Genomic DNA, 18,342 nt, shown 5'->3' with positions numbered 1-18,342 from the left:
GGCGTCAGAAGGTGCTCCAATCATCTTCATCGGCAGAACCGGTGGTCAGCTTGAGGGCCGGGGCGACGACGGCCTCCGAAGCGGCTGCCGAAACGACGGCGGCAGCCACCGGCACAATCGGTGCATGTGCATCGTGAGGCGCTTTTTCTCCTTGCTCGGCAGCCGGGCCGGCAACCTGCTCGGGGGCAGCCTCCGGTAACACAGCCGGCTTGGCGGCTTTGCGCGACGCCAAGGCGCGCGCAACAGAGGGCACCACTTCGGTCTTCTGGGGGCGGGCTTCGCTGCGCACGGCTGGCGCTGCAACGGCAATCGGCGCCGCCACGGCCAACTCGGCCGAGGCATCGGTGCGGAACGTCGCCACGGCATTGCGCAGCAGTTGCGCCTGCTCTTCCAGCGACAGGGCGGCGGCGGCGGCTTGCTCCACCAGCGCGGCGTTCTGCTGCGTGACCTCGTCCATCTGGTTCACGGCCTGGTTGACCTGTTCGATGCCGGAGCTTTGCTCGTCCGACGCGGCGGAAATCTCGCCCATGATGTCGGTCACCCGGCGCACGGCCACTACCACCTCCTCGATCACCGTGCCGGCTTCGGCCACCAGGGCCGACCCGTTGCGCACACGGCCCACCGAATCGCCGATCAGCTCCTTGATCTCCTTGGCCGCCGTGGCCGAGCGCTGCGCGAGGCTGCGCACCTCGCCGGCCACCACTGCAAAACCGCGTCCCTGCTCGCCCGCGCGCGCCGCTTCCACGGCGGCATTCAGCGCCAGGATGTTGGTCTGGAACGCAATGCCCTCGATCACGCCGATGATGTCGGCGATCTTCTTGCTGCTGGCGTTGATGCCGGCCATGGTTTCGACCACGCGGCCCACCACTTCGCCGCCCTTGACGGCGATGTCCGACGCGCTGCCGGCCAGTTGGCTGGCTTGGCGCGCGTTGTCGGCGTTCTGCTTCACGATGCTGGTCAGCTCTTCCATGCTGGAAGCGGTTTCCTCCAGCGACGAGGCCTGCTCTTCCGTGCGCTGCGACAAGTCTGCGTTGCCGGCCGCGATCTGCTTGGTGGCGCTGGCAATGGAATCGGCAGAACTCTTGATGTTGGTGATCGTGCCGGTCAGTTGCTGCTGCATCTGCGCCATGGCGAACAGCATGCTGTCATGGTCGCCGGGGCGGGTCTGCACGTGCACGGCCAGATCGCCGGCGGCAATTCGGCGCGCGATCTCGGCCGCGTACGAAGGCTCACCGCCCAACTGGCGCGACAGCCGGCGCGCAATGACCAGGCCCAGCACGATGCCGAGCAGCGCACCTGCACAGGCCATCACCATCATCATCAGGCGCGAGCGGTGTGCATCGTCGCGGGCCTTGACGGTGGACGCGGCGGAGACCTCTTCCACACGCTTGACCATCTTGTCGAGCGTCTTTTCAAACGCGGCGGTGTCGTCCAGCAGGCCGACGTTCTCGGCCGTGACGCGACTGTCGAACTGGGTCGGGTCCAGGCCCTGCTTGTCCATCAGTGCAACGAAATCGGTCATGCGCTTGCCCCAGACGGGGTAGATCGCATCGACCTCGCGGATCATCTTCTTGCCTTCGTCCGACGTGAACAGCGGGCGCACGTTCTCCACCCCGTCTTTCAGGTGCTGCATGCTGTCGGCGATCTGCGTGCTGAGCGTCTTGCGCTCGGTGAGCGTGGTGGCAATCAGCAATGCGGTCTGCGCACGGCTGGCATGCGCCAGGCTGTTGGCCGCGCTGCCCATCTGCGTGATGGCGCGCATCTGCTTTTGCGCCAGCTCTTCGCTGGCCTTTGTCAACTGCGTGATCGTATAGATGCCCAACCCGCCGATGGCCGCGCCCATGGCCGCCACGATCAGGAAACCACCGGTGAGTACCGTGGACACCGGCAAACGCTTGATCCAACCCATGTTGTCTACCTCTTCCTGTTTTTATATGCCCCCTACCGCTATCGGCCTGCGGGGGACGGCTCTTTAGAACCGCCGTGGGGTCATGCCACTTCAGTGGGGGGTCACCCCGGCTTCAGTGGGCACTAGCCCAGGCAAAAAAAACCTGCCCCGGAGGGCAGGCTGCACACCACAAACACACACGAGAGAGCTTTCGCGAGCAGCGAAGATCCCGTGCATACATGGTCAAAAGGTCTCCCAGTCGCTATCGTCGCCGCCTGCGGCAACGAGCTTGGGTACGGGCAACTTGGGCGCTGACGCAGCCGCTTTGGTCTCGGCAGCGGCGGCGGTGCGCTCGCGTTGTTGTTCCTTGGCGGAGGCCGGCGCTGCAGTTGCAGCCCCGGTCTGCGCGATGGGTTCAGCGGCATTTCGGCCTGCGGCCTTCGGCTTGGCGGCACGGCGGGGCACGGCCTTGGCTTTCAATGCCGGCTTGGCTGCCACGCGCGCGGCCACCGACACTGCGGGTACCACGTTGGCCTGCGCGCCCGCTTGCGTGCGGAACGCCTCCACAGCCTGGCGCAGCCCGCTGGCCTGCTCCTGCAGCGACATCGCCGCGGCAGCAGCCTGCTCCACCAGCGCGGCGTTCTGCTGCGTGCCTTCGTCCATCTGCGTGACGGCCCGGTTGACTTGCTCGATACCCGCGCTCTGTTCGTCCGATGCGGAGCTGATCTCGCCCATGATGTCCGTCACGCGCTTGACGGCGACCACCACTTCGTCGATCACGCTGCCCGCTTCCGCCACCAGCGTCGTGCCGTTTTCAACGCGGCCAACCGAATCGCTGATGAGTTCCTTGATTTCCTTCGCAGCCGTGGCCGAGCGCTGGGCCAGGCTGCGCACTTCGCCTGCCACCACCGCAAAGCCGCGGCCCTGCTCGCCTGCGCGGGCGGCTTCGACCGCCGCATTCAGGGCCAGGATGTTCGTCTGAAAGGCAATGCCTTCAATCACGCCGATGATGTCGGCGATCTTCTTGCTGCTGGCGTTGATGCCGGCCATGGTGTCCACCACCCGGCCAACCACTTCACCGCCCTTGACGGCGATGTCCGATGCATTGCCGGCCAGCGTGCTGGCCTGACGCGCGTTGTCGGCGTTCTGACGCACGATGCTCGTCAGTTCTTCCATGCTCGATGCGGTTTCTTCCAGCGCCGAAGCCTGCTGCTCGGTGCGCTGCGAGAGGTCCGCATTGCCGGCAGCAATCTGCTGCGTGGCGCTGGCGATCGAGTCGGAACCCGAGCGCACCTGCCCCACCATCTTCTGCAGGCTGTCCTGCATGCGTTGCAGTGCGCGCAGCAGGCGGCCGGTTTCATCGGCGCGATCCACCTGGATGGTGTGCGTAAGGTCGCCCTGCGTAATGTGCTCGGCCGTTTCGATGGCGCGCATCAACGGCAGCGTGATCGAACGGCGTAGCGCCCACGTCAGCAGCCCGCCCACCAGAATGCCGCCCAGCAGCAGGCCTGTGGTGAGGGCGCTGAGATTGTGCTGTTCTGCCTGGCTGGCTTCGTAGCTGGTTTTGGCCACGTCCATCTGCAATCGGTTGAGCGCCGCGACCTTGTCGCCAAGGGGGCGGTACAGCGCCGGCATGACGTCCATGACCGTCTTGTTGATGCGCGCTTCATCGTGCGCTTGCACGGCTTGCATCAACACCTGTGCGCCATCACGCAGAAACGCTTCACGCAGGCCCTGGGCCTCGTCGGCCAGCTTGCGTTCGTCTGCCGGGGTGGGCAGCGCACGGTAGCGCTTCCAGGCGGCGTCGGACTTGTCGAGGAACATCTGGGCGCGCTCGATCGTCTTTTCCATGCCGGGCGCATTGGGCGCCATGGCTGCACGATCCAGCACGATGCGGAAGCTCAGGAGATTGGAATCGGATTCGGCCAATGCCACGGTGCCCGCCAACTGCACGGCATAGCCGTCCTGAACGCGGGTATTGGCGTGCCGCATGCCGATCAGGCCCGTCACGCCCACGATGACGGCGAGCACACCGATGCCCGCCATCATCAGCCCCAAGCGGAGCCGGATGGTCATTTTGCTGAACATGCTTCCCTCCCCTTACGGCGCCGCACCTGTTCTTACGGTGTCTTGTCGCCCGCTGGGCCCAGTTGGCCCAGCCTTCATATGCCGTGAGCACGTCGCCCGTGCCCCGGCTGGATTCATGTTGCGATCAGGCGGCTTCTGCTTCGTCGCACAGCGCCATGTCGGCCGACATCAGCAGGCGCTCGATGTCCACCAGGATCAGCATGCGCTCGTCGATCGAGCCCAGGCCACGGATGTATTCCGTGTCCAGCGCGCCCGAAAACTCCGGCGCCGGCTTGATCTGCTGGCTTTGCAGCGTCAGCACGTCCGACACGCCATCCACCACGATGCCGACCACACGGTCCTTCAGGTTCAGGATGATGACGACGGTGTACTGGTTGTATTCGACACGATCGAGCTGGAACTTGATGCGCAGATCAACGATCGGCACGATGATGCCGCGCAGGTTGATCACACCCTTGATGAAGTCGGGTGCATTGGCGATGCGCGTGACGGTCTCGTAGCCGCGGATTTCCTGCACCTTCAGGATGTCGATGCCGTATTCCTCGCGGCCCAGCGTGAAGGCCAGGTATTCCTCCCCGCCGGTGTCTTCGCCGATCGCGTGTTCCTTGACTTCCATTGCGGCTCCCCTCGGCCCGTTGGGCCACTAGATTGAATTCGTTGCCGGGTGGCCGATCCCACCCTGTCAGACGTGGACGCTTATGCTGCGGCCATCGCCTCGGTCGAGAAACGACCGCCCTGTGCTTCGCCCATCTCGTGCTTCTCGGCAGTAACGGCACGCATCGCGTTTTCTGAATGGCCCGAGCGGGTCTCGCGCATCAGTGCCGACACATCGACGATCAGGGCCACGCTGCCGTCGCCCAGGATGGTCGCGCCCGAAATGCCGGGCACGCGGCGGTAGTTGGTCTCGAGGTTCTTGACCACCACCTGCTGCTGGCCGACCAGTTCGTCCACCTGCAGCGCAATCTTCTTGCCTTCCGAATCCAGAATCACGACGATGCCTTCCGACGGATTGGGCAGCGACGGCGTGATGCGGAAGCGTTCGTACATCGGCACCAGCGTCAGGTATTCGTTGCGCACCTTCAGCAGGCGACCGCCGCCCGGCACGGCCTTGATGTCTTCCGGACGCGGCTGCAGGGATTCGGCCACGCACGACAGCGGGAGGATGAACACTTCGTCGCCGGTCTTGACCGACATGCCGTCCAGGATCGCCAGCGTGAGCGGCAGCACGATGCGGATCGTGGTGCCCTTGCCCTTTTGCGACTGGATCTCGACGTAGCCGCCCATCGACTGGATGTTCTGCTTGACCACGTCCATGCCGACGCCGCGGCCGGACACATCCGTCACCTGGTCAGCCGTGGAGAAGCCCGGCGCGAAGATCAGCTGGTTGATCTCGTCGTCGGTCATGTTGTCCGACACGGGCAGACCGCGCTCGCGCGCCTTCTTGAGGATCTTGTCGCGGTTCAGGCCCTGGCCGTCGTCGCTCACCTCGATGACGATGTTGCCGCCCTGGTGGGCAGCAGACAGCAGCAGTTGGCCGGTGGCGTCCTTGCCGGCGGCCACGCGGGCCTCAGGCAGTTCGATGCCGTGGTCCAGGCTGTTGCGCACCAGGTGCGTGAGCGGATCGATGATCCGTTCGATCAGGCCCTTGTCCAGTTCGGTCGACTTGCCGAACGTCGACAGCTCGACCTGCTTGCCCAGCTTGTGCGCCAGGTCGCGCACCAGACGCGGGAAGCGGTTGAACACATAGTCCATCGGCATCATGCGGATGGACATGGCGGCCTCTTGGAGGTCGCGCGCGTTGCGCGTGAGCTGCGACAGGCCGGCAAACAGGCGCTCGTTGAGCACCGGGTCGAAGGCCTGCGCGGTTTGCGCCAGCATGGCCTGCGTGATGACGAGTTCGCCTACCAGGTTGATCAGCTGGTCGACCTTTTCCACGCCCACGCGGATCGACGTTTCGGCAGCCACGGCCGGCTTGTGATCGGCGGCAGCCGGACGGGCCGGCATCGGGGCGGCAGCAGCGGCAACGGCAGCCGCCTGCACGGGCGCAGCTTCATTGGCAGCCGGAGCGTGGACTTCCGTCTGTGCGGCGGCGGGCGTCGGTGCAGCCACCACCTGCGCAGCGGCCTCAGCGGCCGGCGCCGCGCCACCGACGTGCGGTGTGATGACGATCTGGTCGGCATCGATGATGAAGCAGCTCACCGCGATGATGTCGTCGGCGGTGCAGGTGCTCTGCAGCACGATGTCGCTGTTGCGGCCGGTGCGCGCGTGGCGCAGCACGGTGCCCAGGTGCTTGAGTTCGGTGACGATCAGCTCGCAGTCTTCGTTCGAGACGTCGATGAGCTTGATGTCCAGACCGCCTTCGATGTCGCCCACGGCTTCGGCCGCAGCCGCCTCGACCACCATCGGCTCAGGCTGGGGCGCAGCCACCGGTTCGGGCGTCGCCGCGGGCGTCGCAGCTGCCGGCGCGGCGGCAACAGGGGCGCCTTCGTCGGCGGTCAGGCTGTTGAGCTTGGCCACCATGTATTCGAGCGTGGCCGTATCGATAGGGTGCTCTTGCCGGTAGGCATCAAGTTGGCTTTTCAACACGTCTTTCGTTTCCAGGAAGGCATCCACCATGTTTTCGCGCAGCTGCAGGGTACCGGTGCGGGCGCGGTCCAGAATCGATTCGGCCACATGCGTGAGTTCCGTCATGTGTGTGAAACCGAACGTTGCAGCACCACCCTTGATGGAGTGCGCGCAGCGGAAGATGGCGTTCAGATCATCAGAAGAAGGATTGGCGACATCGAGGTTGAGCAGCAGCCGCTCCATGTCGACGAGCAGCTCTTCCGCCTCTTCGAAAAAGGCGCCGAAAAACTGGCTAAGGTCGAGGTTCATATCTGTCGTCTCGGTCGTTTAATGCGTCGATGCAGACCCGTGGGTCTGCGCATGCCATTCGAGCAACTGCATCACCGAATCCGTCAGCCCATCCGGGTCGAACGGCTTGGGCAGAAAGCCCGTCGCGCCGGCAGCGCGTGCCTGGTCGCGGATGGTGCTGTCTGCCTCAGTGGTCAGCATGAGGATCGGGGTGTCGGCGTAGGCCGGCAACGTGCGCAGGGCGCGGATGAGGGTCAGGCCGTCCATCGACGGCATCACCTGGTCGGTAATCACAAGGTGGTGGCTGCCCTGGGCCAGTGCGCGCGCGGCTTCCAGCGCGGCGGTGCCGTCCCCGGCTTCCGTCACGGCAAAGCCGCACTCGCGCAGGCACGCGGCAATCATGCGGCGGATCGACGTGGAATCGTCCACCACCAGGATGTGTTTCTCGCTCATTGACTGTTTCCCCCTCGGCGCTCGTTATGGCTTGGCCGCGCTTACCGCATCGGCCACACCTGTGGCACGTGCAGCGGCGTCGGTCAGCGTGTCTTTGCCGTCATTGCGCAGGTCGGCCACCGGCTCGACCCCACCCGAGCGCACGGCTTCAGCGGCGCGCGCGTTGAGCACGACGATGCTGATGCGGCGATTGATCGGGTTGTAGATGTTGGCCTTGTCCAGCGGCACCGATGCTTCCAGGCCCACCACGCGGCTGACCTTCTCGGGCTTCATGCCGCCCGCCACCAGCTCGCGTCGCGATGCGTTGGCACGGTCGGCCGAGAGTTCCCAGTTGCTGTAGCCATGCTGCGTGGCGTACTGCGTGGCATCGGTGTGGCCCGACAGGCTGATCGGGTTGGGCACGTCGTTCAGTGCCGAACCGAGCTCGCGCAGGATCGTGCGCATGTACGGCTGCACCTCTGCGCTGGCGTTGGCAAACATCGGACGATTCTGCTGGTCGACGATCTGGATGCGCAGGCCTTCGGTGGTCATGTCGATCAGCAACTGGTGCTTGAACTGGCTCATGACCGGGTTCGTCTCGACCATCTCGGCAATCTTCTGCTTGAGCTTGTTCAGCGCCGCATCGTCCGATTCATCGCGGATGTTGCGCTGGCGCTGGACGGTCGGGCTCGGGCTCGGGTTCGGCTGCGGCATGTTCTGCTTGAGCGCCGGGCTGCCCTGCAGGATGCTCGACTGGTCGCCCGAACCGGCGCCACCGAACAGCGCCACCTTCAGCGGCGTGCGGAAATACGTTTCGACCGACGACAGCTCAGCCTTCGTCACCGAGCTGAGCAGCCACATCAGCAGGAAGAACGCCATCATGGCGGTCACGAAATCGGCGTAGGCGATCTTCCACGCGCCACCGTGGTGGCCGTGTCCGCCTTTCTTGTTGCGCCGAATGACAATGAAGGTCGGCGTGCTGGACTTGCTCATGGTCCGTTCCCGTCGGTGTGTACTGTGGTTAGTGGCGCAGCTCGGTGGCTATGCTCTTGTGGTTGTCGTTTTCGTTTTGAACCCGCTCAGGATCCGTAGCGAGCAGGCCCGAGGTTGGCGCGAGGAGCGCAGCCGTACACGGGTACGGCGAGCATCGCAGGGCCAAGATCGGGACGCGCAGTAGGATCATGAGTGGGTTCAGGCTGTCTTGGCGCCGCGTACGTGGTCTTCCAGCTCGGCAAAGGACGGGCGCTCGGTCGAGAACAGCACCTTGCGGCCGAACTCCACGGCAATTGCCGGGGCGTAGCCGTTCATGCTGGCCAGCAGCGTCACCTTCATGCACTGGAACAACTTGGTCGATTCTTCGGCGCGCTGCTCCAGCAACGAACCCAGCGGCCCGATAAAGCCGTACGCCAGCAAGATCCCGAGGAACGTGCCGACCAGCGCCGAGGCGATCAGCTTGCCCAGCTCTGCCGGCGGCAGGCCGACCGAGCCCATGGTGTGCACCACGCCCATCACGGCGGCCACGATGCCGAAGGCCGGCATGGCGTCGCCCACTTTGGTGATGATGCGGGCCGGTTGTTCGGCTTCGTGGTGGTGGGTGTCGATTTCCTGATCCATCAGCGCTTCGATCTGGAACGGATTCAGGTTGCCGCCGACCATCAGGCGGAGGTAATCGCAGATGAAATCCAGTGCGTGGTGATCGGCCTGGATGGCGGGGTAATTGGCGAACAGCGCGCTTTCATGCGGGTTCTCGATGTCGGCTTCGATCGACATCATCCCTTCGCGGCGGATCTTGGACAGCACCACATACAGCAGCGCCATCACTTCCATATAGAGGGCCTTGGTGTACTTCGAGCCCTTGAACAGGCCCGGCAGCGCCTTGACGGTGGCGTTGATGGCCTTCTTGTCGTTGCCGACCACGAACGCGCCAATGCCGGCGCCGAAGATGATCAGCAGCTCGGTCGGCTGGAACAAGGGCCCGAGGTGTCCTCCGGCCAGCATGTAGCCGCCGAACACCGACGCGAGAATCACGATGTAACCGATGGCAACTAACACGGGGCGAACTCCTGAATGGGCGATCCTTCGATCAATACAAGGGGAATATCGGCATTCCCCCGGTTAACTGAAGGCTTGAGCGCCGGCTTTTGCTGCTGCGCGGTGCTCGAAAAACCCTGCCGCCGCGCCCTTCTTCCCCAAGAACGGCAACAAATCGGGGGGCTTGAGCGCCACCCGGCTCAGAGAAGGCTTGCCCCTAGGCAAACTCAAAGAAAAAGGGGACGGAAATCGCTTTCCGTCCCCACTTTTCGCCCTTCTTCTACGCGCGGCGGCAAAAAAATGCCGGTCCGCAGTTTCCCGCGACCGGCCTACCCCCTTCCCCTTTTGTCCTGCCTGAGCCCCTGTGCTTTTCCTGCTCTGTGTTCTTTGCTTTTCTGTTCTTTGTATTGTTATGTGCCGATCTGCGCGGCTATTCCCGTATTTCCCGTACTGCTACCCGCTTTTCCCGTCCGCCCTTTTTTGTCCATCCCCCGGCGGTTCTGCAAGTCCCGTGTTCCCGTGTTCCCGTACCCTGCAATGCCGTTATCAGGCGTCGATCGTCTTTTCTGCGATCGCATCAACCGGAGCAGCGACGCGCTTTTTCTTCCCTGCGCGTGACGGCGGCTGGCACACACCGCACACGAAATCATGGTGCAGGTCGTCTGCGTGGGCCACGAAATGGCCGGTGCAGCGCTTGCACTTCACGGTGTGCAGCATCTTCCCCTCGAAGAACTTCAGCATCATCCACGCGCGGGTGATCGAGAGCACCTCTTCCTGTTCGTGGACGTGAATATGTTCCTGGTACAGCTTGTAGGCCGAGATCAGGCGGCGCACACCGGTGCTGCGGCTGTTCTCGCCCAGAAAACGGTAGATGTTCAGAAAGATCGACGAATGGATGTTCGGCGACCACGTCAGGAACCAGTCTGCCGAAAAGGGCAGCATGCCCTTGGGCGGCGATTCCCCACGAATTTCCTTGTACAGCTTGACCAGACGCTCACGGCTGAGCGTGGTTTCCTGTTCCAGCAATTGCAGACGGGCACCGAGCGAAATCAATTCCGCTGCAAGGTGGATCTGCTCAACTTCGTTCATGACGCTGGTGTGACGCATGGCACTGCTCCCGCTTTCGCTTGCTGCTCATCCAAAGTGCAATCTCTGAACCCGGCGGAACACCCGCCGCAAACGGTTCAGCTGATCTGCTCAACCGCCTGACGTGCCAGCAGAATCGACATTTGCGATTGCTGCAGGCCCTTGTCACGGTGCGGCTGGGTCACCAGACCCAGGATGGCGTGATCGTCGAAGCGGAAGCGGCACAGCATCATGTTCGTGCTGGCCAGCTTGACGATCTGCGCGGGCGACATCGTCAGCAGGATGTCAGCCAGTTCTTCGGAGATGCCGAGGCGAAACAGTGCGGCATCACGATCCTTGGCCAGCATCTGCTGGGCAAGCATCAAATAGGTGAGATTCAGTTCGCTGATCTCGGAAACAATGTCTTGCGTGTCCATGTATGTCCCGTCGTGTGCAGTAAAAGTACAACTTGCATCCGGTCTCGCATGGTGATGTCCGGTTGGCGCTATTTTTTTGCGCCTACCCTCGCCGGGCTGTTCACCAATCCCCACAGATCGGATGTTTCCTGCAGTCGGCACCGTTGCCGGCACTTCCTGCCCCTTCTTACTCACGTCGCTAAAGACATGGCGAAGTTGTTTTCTGTTGAACACATTGTGGGTTTACGTCCGGGGTAAGTAAAGAAGGGGGGACCCCTACGTCGGAGGGGTGAGGTAGTCCATTTTTTTGTAGGCAATTTTCCTACAAATCTGTTAATAAACGCGGCAGACGAAGCCTTTGCCGACGCAACGGTCCAGGGTGGACGATGCGCTAAAGCGGGCGTTTGACACGTATTTACCCCAATGAACGCCGAAAGATAGCAATTAAATTGCCTAAAGTCGCCATAAATCGACAGTGAAGGCGTCGCACTTCTGCGACTCTGAGCATCGGATGCTGGGTTAACCGCTTGTAGGACACTTCTGACCCACTCCTACACGCCGTGTAGGACAGTTCCGACCGGTTTGGGGCTCGTTTTGTAGGACGGTTCCTACAGTCAAATGGCGGTTTTGTAGGACGACTCCTACCCTTTTGTCTCTCTAAAAGATACCTGTACCTCTAATCGATACGAAAATCGCGCGAGGAACGAGCTTGCTCGGGCTGAAAAAGACGCATGCCGCACTTCCTTTGGTGCAGCGCGGCAAAAAGTGCCGCATCGCCGTCTCGGGAAGGGAAAAACGTCGGAATTTTGACGATCTGACGGCCGCCCCGTTTGTAGGACAGCTGTGGGACAACGCGGGTACCCGGGGGCTGCCCCGCGTCTGGGCTCAGCCGTGGCGGGGTGGGGTCCAGCGGGCGCGCAGTACGGTGCCCGTGGCAGATTCGGTAATGACGAGCGATTGCCCGTCCGGCGTGAGAGCAACGTTGGTGGTGGTGCGCCCACGACATGACGCGATACGCGCCAGTGGTTCGCCATGCGGCGAGACAACAAACACCGCGCCCAGCGAGGCATGCGCGACGAACAGGTGCCCGGCAGCATCCATCGCCATGCCGTCGGGGCCGCTGGTGCCGTAGAACTGCGCGAAGCGGCCCACCTTGCTTGTGCTGCCATCGGCAAGCAGGGGCAAACGCCAGACGGCGTTGTCGCGCGTCATGGCAACGAACAGCGCGGATTCGTCAGGAGTGAGCACCAGACCGTTGGGGCTCGGGCCATTGGCGAGCAGGCAATCGAGCCGGCCATCCGTGCGCAGGCGATATACGCGGCCGGTGGGGTCGTGCAGGCCAGTCTGGCCTTGGTCGGTGAAATAGACATCGCCGTTACGAGCGACGATCAGATCGTTGGGGCCCTTGAAGCGTTCGCTGTTGCGGCGGGTCAGGAACGGCGTGACCGCGCCCGTCGCGGGATCCAGCGACAGCAACCCATTCTTATAGTCCGCGATCAGCAGCGTGCCGTCGTGGCGCAGCGCCAGGCCATTCGGTTCGCCGTCGTATTCCGCCACCACATCCCAATCGCCCTGCGAAGAGACGCGCAGGATGCGGCCATGCGGAATGTCGACCAGCCAGAGATTGCCGTGCGCGTCCCAGCACGGGCCTTCCAGAAAGCAATCGACCGGCGCGCCGCCTTTATTGGCGCGGGACCATTCGGTCGGCACCGGGCGACGCAACGCGACCGGCATCTCCGCAAAGACGGTGGTTTCGATGACGGGCCAGTTGAAATACGTCATGGCGCGGGGGCGGGCTCGGCTTGCGCCAGATGCCGCGTGGCATGCCCGGTATAGCGGTACGGTAGCTGGCGCGGCATCGGGCCTTTGTTGCGCTCGCCGCGGCCGCTTTGCTCCCAGGCGTGCGCCAGGATGCCAACGGCACGCGAGAGACAGAACACACCGCGCGCAAGCGGCGCCGCAAAATCCAGTTCCGCATAGATCACGGCCGTGGCGCCGTCGATGTTCATCGGAATCGGCTTGCCCTTGCGGCTGGAGAGCAGTGCTTCGATGGCGCGGCCGATGGCGGCATACCGCCCGCCGACCACACCGTCCTGCGCAGCCTCGTCCACCAGCGCAAGCAGGCGCCCCGCTCGCGGGTCGACCGGGTGGAAGCGATGTCCGAAGCCCGGCAAGTATTTGCCATGCGCAGCGATAAACGCGTCGACACCCGCCGCCGTTGCCGCCTCCAGCGAGGCGCCGTCGAACATGCGCGCCTCGATATCGTGGAACAGCTCGACCGCCTGCTGCCCCGCCCCGCCGTGTACGTCGTCCAGCGCGTTCAACGCAGACGCCATCGCGCCGTTGAGCGGCAGGCCACAGCTCGTCGCCATCTTGGCAATCGCAATGGATGGCGCATGCGGGCCGTGGTCAACCGACGCCACCAGCGCCGCTTCCAGCAAGACCGCCTGCCGCTTGGCCGGCAATTCGCCGCGCAGCATCAGCCAGATCATTTCGGCAAAGCCGATCTGGCCGATCAGCTCCTGGATCGGGTAGCCGCGTACGTGGATGCGGCCGGGTTCGATGTCGATGATGTCGGTGCGCCAGTAATCGGCAGCGAGGCCGGCGGCGTCCTGTGTCGGTGCGGTCGTCATGATCAGATGGCGCCTTCAGCGCGCAAGGCTTCGATTTGGTCGTGGCGGTAGCCGAGCCTGGTGAGCCAGTCGTCGGTATGGGCGGAGAGCATTGGCGCGGGGGTCTGCGGGCACGGGTCTTCGCCCGAGAGGCGGAACCCCGCGCGCGTCACGTGCTGCCCCGCTTCCGGGAACGCGGTGACAAAGCCGCGGCCCGTCACTTGTTCGTGCGCCAGCACACCAGGCACGTCGAGCACCAGCCCGGCGGGAACGCCAGCCTCGATCAGCAGCGGTTCCCATTCGGCAGCCGAGCGCGCCGCCAGAGCGGCCTCCAATGCGTCATTGAGTTGCTGGCGATGTTCCTTGCGTGCATGGCGTTCGGCAAAGCGCGCATCGGCGGCAAGTTCCGGATGCCCCACCACGCGACACAGCGCGGCAAACTGCTTGTCTTCGTTGGCCGCGATGTTGATCAGCCCATCGCCCGTGCGGAACGTGCCGGAGGGTGCCGCCGTGAAGTTCTGATTGCCCATCGGGTGCGGCGTCACACCGGCATTCAGGTAGTTGGAGACGACCCAGCCCATGGTGGCGAGCGTCGATTCCAGCATCGATACATCCACCATGCAGCCCTGCCCCGTGCGTTGCGTGCCGAGCAGGCAGGCGGTGACGGCCAGCGCCGCCGTGATGCCGCCCACCGTATCGCTGATCGGGTAACCCACGCGCAGCGGCGCGGATGCGTCATCGCCCGTGACGCTCATCACGCCGGAAATGCCCTGGATGATCTGGTCGTATGCGGGTCTGCCGCTGAGCGGGCCGTCCTTGCCGAAGCCCGAGATGGCGCAGTAGACGAGACGCGGATTGACCTCGCGCAGCACGTCGTAGCCGAGTTCCAGGCGGTCCATCACGCCGGGGCGATAGTTTTCGATCAGCGCATCGGCCTGCGCCACCAGCTTGAGCAGGATCGCGCGCCCTTCCGGGTGCTTCAGGTTAACGGTGACGGACTGCTTGCCCGCATTGACGGCGACGAACGAGGCGCCCATCTTGCGGCGCGCCTGCTCGGGATCGGCCCCCAGACGGCGGGCGAGATCGCCATTGCCCGGCACCTCAATCTTGATGACTTCAGCGCCGAGCAAACCCAGCTGATAGCCGCAGAACGGCCCGGCCAGCACGTTCGACAAGTCGAGCACGCGCAAACCCGCGAGAGGCAAAGCCATGAAAACAACTCCTGCTACACAGTCGGCTCCGCCCCTCGCCCCGCTCAGGAGGTTGGGCGTCTTGGCGGAGCCTAGGTTTTAGAGATCAGTTGGGCAGCGAGACGCAGCGGCGCGGGGTCGCCACCCAGCGTGGACGTGATTTGCGCGGCGTGCTCCAGCACCGGCACGCGCCACGATTGCAGCAGCGCCCCGTCGATGCGCGAGGCCGGACCGGCAAGGCACAGCGCACCCCGCAGCGCCTGCTGCACGCCAAACACCGGCACCGACAGGCCCACCGTTTCCCGATCGCGCTCGCCGATCGACACGTAGTAGTGATCGCGCCGGATCGCGTCGTACGTGGCGCCCTGCATGCCCGAGAACGCGCACAGCACGCGCCCGCCCGAACCGCGCTCCAGCGGCAGCACGTCGCCCTCGCGCACGTGATCGCGGATCGAATGGTTCGAATCCACGCGGTGCAGGCACACACGCACATCGCGCTCGCGGATGTAGAGCGACACCGCCTCGCCCGTGGCCTCGGCCAGGGCGCGCATGTGCGGCAGCACCACGTCGCCCAGACGCATGCTGCGCTGGTAAAGCGCGCCGAGCATCAACGGCGCGGCGCCGATCTGGTAGCGGCCGTCTTCCAGGCGAAACAGCATGCGGTGCTGGATGAGCGAACCGGCCAGCCGCAGAATCGTGCTCTTGTAAAGCCCGGTGCGCGCAGCCAGCTCGGCCAGCGTCAGCGCGTAATCGCCGGGGCGGAACGCAAACAGGATCGAGAACGCGCGGTCCAGCGCAGCCACGCCCGACTGCCCCGGCGTGGCGGCATCGCCCTCGTTGGCGGCGGGCGTGATCTCGTTCTGGGTGGTTTGGCGCTCTGCGGTCATGGCGGGTTGGGCGAGACGGTTCACTTGACCGTCTTCAGGGCTTGGTCGACGAAGCGGTTAGTGTACGTTTTACTCAGCTCGATCTTGGCGTTGCGGATCTTTTCGTCGTAGCTGGAAAGCACCGTCAGGGCCACCTTGGCATCGGCATCGGTCATCAGGCCGTCCTTCGAAAAAATCGGCTTGGAGTGGCGCAACGCATCGACAAAGACATCACGGCCGCCCACCTGCTGCTCCTTGGGCATCTTGTCGGCAATGGTCTCGGGCGTGCTGACGTCGATCCACTTGAGCGTGCGGATGAAGGCGTTCACCAGACGCTGCACCGTCTCGGGATTCTTCGTCATGAAGTCGCGCGTGACATACAGCGTGGCGGTCGGGTAGCGGCCGCCGAACACGGCGTTGGAGCCGGCATCGGTGCGCGTATCGACGAGGAACTTGGCGGCGCGGCGCTTCTCCAGCAGGCTCGCCACGGGGTCGAAGTTCACCAGCGCATCGATCTCCTTGCGATCGAGCGCCAGCATGCCCGGCGCACCAGACCCCACGGCGATGTACGACACGTCGTTCACTTGCAGGCCGCTCTTGATGGCGTAATAGCGGGCGAACAGATCGGTGGACGAACCCGGCGCGGTGATGCCGATCTTCTTGCCCTTCAGATCCTTGCCGTTCTTGATATCCAGGTCGGGCCGCACGGCCAGCACGATGCCTGGCGTAACGTTGAGCAGCGCCACAGACACAATGTCCTTGCCCTGCGCCTGAATGTGGATGGTGTGGTCATAGAAGCCCACCACCGCATCGGTCGAGCCGGCAATCAGCGCCTGCAGCGCCTTGCTGCCGCCGGCCTGGAAGTTCTCCACCTTCACGTTGAGCCCTTCCTTCTGAAAGTTGCCCAGCGACTGCGTAAGCGGCACCGGCATGTAGTTCAGGATCATCGAGCCGACCGACAGGCTCACGTCCTTCTTTTCCGGCTCGGCGGCGTTGGCTGCCGTACAGACGACCGCACACAGCAGGGCCGAAATCCATCGCTTCATGGTTGTCTCCATCATCGTTATTGGTATCGGGGGTCAGGCGCTGGTCTCGGGATCAGCCTTCGGGCGCCACACCAGCAACTTGCCCTCGAGCGCGTCGACGCTGCGGTCCAGCGCAATCACGAAGGCCGACAGCACGACGATCCCCGAGAACACGCCGGTGGCATCGAACACGCCTTCGGCCTGCGCGATCAGGTGGCCGAGGCCGGCCGATGAACCGAGGTACTCCGCCACGATCGCGCCCATCACGGCCATGCCGACGGAGGCACGCAGGCTGGAGAGAATCCAGCTCGTGGCGGACGGCACATACACATGGCGCAGCAGGCTGATGCGGCTGGCCTTGAGCAGGCGCGCGTTGGCCAGGATGACGGGGTTGACCTCGCGCACGCCCTGATACGTATTGAAGAACGTGATGAACAGCACCATCGTCGCGCCCAGCGCTACCTTGGAGGTGAGCCCCAGCCCGAACCACATCACGAAGATGGGCGCGAGCAGGATGCGCGGGATCGCGTTGAATACCTTGATGAACGGGTCCAGCACCTCGGCGGCCAGCTTGGACAAGCCGAGCCACAACCCGAGGCTGATGCCGAGCAGCGTGCCGATCCCGAACGAGAGAATCGTCTCGGCCAGGGTGATGGCGAGGTGCGTGTAGATGTCGCCGCCGGTAAACCACTCCCAGATGCGCGCGACGATCGACGACGGCATCGAGAAATAGAACGGGTCGACCACGCCAGAGCGGCCAAAGCCTTCCCACGCGCCGAACATCACCACCACCACGGCCAGCTGGAACAGGCGGATCTTGGTCTTGTGCGCGAGACCGGCGCGCTGCGGGCCCACGGCAGGCATCGTGTTAGTGCTGGACGGCATGGCTCTTCTCCACTTCGGTGCCGAGGATCGACCAGATCTCGCGATACAGGCGGATGAACGCGTCGGACATGTTGATTTCAGAGACGTTACGCGGGCGCGGCAGCGTGATTTCCACATCGCCAACCGGATGGCTCGCAGGCCCGGCGGACATGACGACCACGCGGTCGGCCAGGGCAATGGCCTCCTCCAGGTCGTGCGTGATGAACAGCAACGATTTGCGGTCTTCCTGCCAGAGGCGCAGCAACTCGCTCTGCATGAGGTGGCGCGTGTGCACATCCAGCGCCGAGAACGGCTCGTCCATCAGCACGATCTTGGGCGAGAGGATCAGCGTCTGCGCCATGCTGATGCGCTTCTTCTGACCGCCCGAGAGCTGATGCGGATAACGCGCTTCGAAGCCCGCCAAACCGACCTTCTTCATCCACGGACGGGCGCGCTCGCGGGCCTCATCCACCGGCATGCCCTGGAACACCAGGCCCAGCGCGACGTTGTCGAGCGCCGTCTTCCAGGGCAGCAGCGAGTCCTGCTGCATCATGAAACCGGCATTGCCATTGAGCCCGGTCAACGGCTCGCCAAACACGCTGACCGTGCCACCAGCGGGCTTGAGCAGCCCCGTCACGGCGTTCAGCAACGTGCTCTTGCCGCAACCCGTCGGGCCCACAACGGCCACGAATTCGCCTTCGCCAATCGACAGGTCAACGCCTTGCACCGCCGTGAAGCTGCCGAACCGCACCGAAACCTGATTGAGCTGAACCGCCGGCAACCCGGCGTGGAGTCGGCCGCTGGCGGCCGGAGGGGAAGAAAGCATGGGCGTCTCCTTGAACGCGCCTGATTCGATGCGTTCTGTCTGTTGAAATGTAATTCTATTTTATACGCCATAAACCACGCCGTTAACGAGCGTAAACCCGTAACCTCCCGAAAATCCACTGGAGCCCTGACAAAAGCACGCACAATTTCTCGCATCATGTTCTTTTAGAAGAAATGATGTTCTGTT

The 18,342-nt window shown here is 63.9% G+C and carries 16 protein-coding genes; all 16 read right to left on the bottom strand.

Going from position 1 to position 18,342, the window contains the following annotated elements:
- Positions 1–4: 4 nt before the first annotated feature.
- On the bottom strand, positions 5–1,909 hold the full coding sequence (locus RP6297_RS19870) for a methyl-accepting chemotaxis protein (RefSeq protein ID WP_009240465.1): 1,905 nt from the start codon (positions 1,907–1,909) through the stop codon (positions 5–7).
- Between the two features lie 222 nt (positions 1,910–2,131).
- Positions 2,132–3,976: a methyl-accepting chemotaxis protein gene (locus RP6297_RS19865; protein ID WP_009240464.1), complete on the bottom strand. Its 1,845-nt coding sequence runs from the start codon at positions 3,974–3,976 to the stop codon at positions 2,132–2,134.
- Positions 3,977–4,100: 124 nt separating this feature from the next.
- On the bottom strand, positions 4,101–4,592 hold the full coding sequence (locus RP6297_RS19860) for a chemotaxis protein CheW (RefSeq protein WP_009240463.1): 492 nt from the start codon (positions 4,590–4,592) through the stop codon (positions 4,101–4,103).
- Positions 4,593–4,672: 80 nt separating this feature from the next.
- Complete coding sequence (cheA, locus tag RP6297_RS19855; protein ID WP_009240462.1) at positions 4,673–6,850, bottom strand: chemotaxis protein CheA; 2,178 nt, start codon at positions 6,848–6,850, stop codon at positions 4,673–4,675.
- Positions 6,851–6,868: 18 nt separating this feature from the next.
- A complete protein-coding gene (locus tag RP6297_RS19850) occupies positions 6,869–7,282 on the bottom strand; it encodes a response regulator (RefSeq protein WP_009240461.1) in 414 nt (137 codons plus the stop codon).
- A 24-nt stretch (positions 7,283–7,306) separates the two neighbouring features.
- The gene (motB, locus tag RP6297_RS19845) at positions 7,307–8,254 is read right to left on the bottom strand and encodes a flagellar motor protein MotB (protein WP_009240460.1); all 948 of its coding nucleotides are present in this window, start codon (positions 8,252–8,254) and stop codon (positions 7,307–7,309) included.
- Positions 8,255–8,452: 198 nt separating this feature from the next.
- Complete coding sequence (motA, locus tag RP6297_RS19840; protein ID WP_009240459.1) at positions 8,453–9,313, bottom strand: flagellar motor stator protein MotA; 861 nt, start codon at positions 9,311–9,313, stop codon at positions 8,453–8,455.
- A gap of 525 nt (positions 9,314–9,838) precedes the next feature.
- On the bottom strand, positions 9,839–10,399 hold the full coding sequence (gene flhC / locus RP6297_RS19835; protein ID WP_004627781.1) for a flagellar transcriptional regulator FlhC: 561 nt from the start codon (positions 10,397–10,399) through the stop codon (positions 9,839–9,841).
- 77 nt (positions 10,400–10,476) lie between these two features.
- Positions 10,477–10,794 (bottom strand): flagellar transcriptional regulator FlhD, encoded by a 318-nt coding sequence (flhD, locus tag RP6297_RS19830; protein WP_004627783.1) that lies wholly within the window; start codon positions 10,792–10,794, stop codon positions 10,477–10,479.
- Between the two features lie 864 nt (positions 10,795–11,658).
- Positions 11,659–12,555, bottom strand: coding sequence for an SMP-30/gluconolactonase/LRE family protein (locus RP6297_RS19825; protein ID WP_009240457.1), 897 nt, complete (start codon positions 12,553–12,555; stop codon positions 11,659–11,661).
- Positions 12,552–13,406: a citryl-CoA lyase gene (locus RP6297_RS19820; RefSeq protein WP_009240456.1), complete on the bottom strand. Its 855-nt coding sequence runs from the start codon at positions 13,404–13,406 to the stop codon at positions 12,552–12,554. Before RP6297_RS19820 ends, RP6297_RS19825 begins: the two co-directional genes overlap by 4 nt.
- Before the next feature lie 2 nt (positions 13,407–13,408).
- The gene (locus tag RP6297_RS19815; protein ID WP_009240455.1) at positions 13,409–14,596 is read right to left on the bottom strand and encodes a CaiB/BaiF CoA transferase family protein; all 1,188 of its coding nucleotides are present in this window, start codon (positions 14,594–14,596) and stop codon (positions 13,409–13,411) included.
- Positions 14,597–14,667: 71 nt separating this feature from the next.
- The gene (locus RP6297_RS19810) at positions 14,668–15,462 is read right to left on the bottom strand and encodes an IclR family transcriptional regulator (protein ID WP_009240454.1); all 795 of its coding nucleotides are present in this window, start codon (positions 15,460–15,462) and stop codon (positions 14,668–14,670) included.
- A gap of 20 nt (positions 15,463–15,482) precedes the next feature.
- Positions 15,483–16,487: an ABC transporter substrate-binding protein gene (locus RP6297_RS19805; protein ID WP_009240453.1), complete on the bottom strand. Its 1,005-nt coding sequence runs from the start codon at positions 16,485–16,487 to the stop codon at positions 15,483–15,485.
- A 33-nt stretch (positions 16,488–16,520) separates the two neighbouring features.
- A complete protein-coding gene (locus RP6297_RS19800; RefSeq protein ID WP_009240452.1) occupies positions 16,521–17,351 on the bottom strand; it encodes an ABC transporter permease in 831 nt (276 codons plus the stop codon).
- On the bottom strand, positions 17,335–18,156 hold the full coding sequence (locus RP6297_RS19795) for an ABC transporter ATP-binding protein (protein ID WP_009240451.1): 822 nt from the start codon (positions 18,154–18,156) through the stop codon (positions 17,335–17,337). Before RP6297_RS19795 ends, RP6297_RS19800 begins: the two co-directional genes overlap by 17 nt.
- Positions 18,157–18,342: the final 186 nt, after the last annotated feature.

The sequence above is a fragment of the Ralstonia pickettii genome, from assembly GCF_016466415.2.
Classification (GTDB): Bacteria; Pseudomonadota; Gammaproteobacteria; order Burkholderiales; family Burkholderiaceae; genus Ralstonia; species Ralstonia pickettii.
The sequence above is the reverse complement of the archived record's forward strand: the minus strand, read 5'-3'. Positions and strand labels throughout refer to the sequence as shown.

What these genes read in the sequence shown, in the direction of transcription:
- RP6297_RS19870 (WP_009240465.1), bottom strand. Translation starts at nt 1,909, where the DNA reads ATGGGTTGGATCAAGCGTTTGCCGGTGTCCACGGTACTCACCGGTGGT.
- RP6297_RS19865 (WP_009240464.1), bottom strand. Translation starts at nt 3,976, where the DNA reads ATGTTCAGCAAAATGACCATCCGGCTCCGCTTGGGGCTGATGATGGCG.
- RP6297_RS19860 (WP_009240463.1), bottom strand. Translation starts at nt 4,592, where the DNA reads ATGGAAGTCAAGGAACACGCGATCGGCGAAGACACCGGCGGGGAGGAA.
- cheA (WP_009240462.1), bottom strand. Translation starts at nt 6,850, where the DNA reads ATGAACCTCGACCTTAGCCAGTTTTTCGGCGCCTTTTTCGAAGAGGCG.
- RP6297_RS19850 (WP_009240461.1), bottom strand. Translation starts at nt 7,282, where the DNA reads ATGAGCGAGAAACACATCCTGGTGGTGGACGATTCCACGTCGATCCGC.
- motB (WP_009240460.1), bottom strand. Translation starts at nt 8,254, where the DNA reads ATGAGCAAGTCCAGCACGCCGACCTTCATTGTCATTCGGCGCAACAAG.
- flhC (WP_004627781.1), bottom strand. Translation starts at nt 10,399, where the DNA reads ATGCGTCACACCAGCGTCATGAACGAAGTTGAGCAGATCCACCTTGCA.
- flhD (WP_004627783.1), bottom strand. Translation starts at nt 10,794, where the DNA reads ATGGACACGCAAGACATTGTTTCCGAGATCAGCGAACTGAATCTCACC.
- RP6297_RS19825 (WP_009240457.1), bottom strand. Translation starts at nt 12,555, where the DNA reads ATGACGTATTTCAACTGGCCCGTCATCGAAACCACCGTCTTTGCGGAG.
- RP6297_RS19820 (WP_009240456.1), bottom strand. Translation starts at nt 13,406, where the DNA reads ATGACGACCGCACCGACACAGGACGCCGCCGGCCTCGCTGCCGATTAC.
- RP6297_RS19815 (WP_009240455.1), bottom strand. Translation starts at nt 14,596, where the DNA reads ATGGCTTTGCCTCTCGCGGGTTTGCGCGTGCTCGACTTGTCGAACGTG.
- RP6297_RS19810 (WP_009240454.1), bottom strand. Translation starts at nt 15,462, where the DNA reads ATGACCGCAGAGCGCCAAACCACCCAGAACGAGATCACGCCCGCCGCC.
- RP6297_RS19805 (WP_009240453.1), bottom strand. Translation starts at nt 16,487, where the DNA reads ATGAAGCGATGGATTTCGGCCCTGCTGTGTGCGGTCGTCTGTACGGCA.
- RP6297_RS19800 (WP_009240452.1), bottom strand. Translation starts at nt 17,351, where the DNA reads ATGCCGTCCAGCACTAACACGATGCCTGCCGTGGGCCCGCAGCGCGCC.
- RP6297_RS19795 (WP_009240451.1), bottom strand. Translation starts at nt 18,156, where the DNA reads ATGCTTTCTTCCCCTCCGGCCGCCAGCGGCCGACTCCACGCCGGGTTG.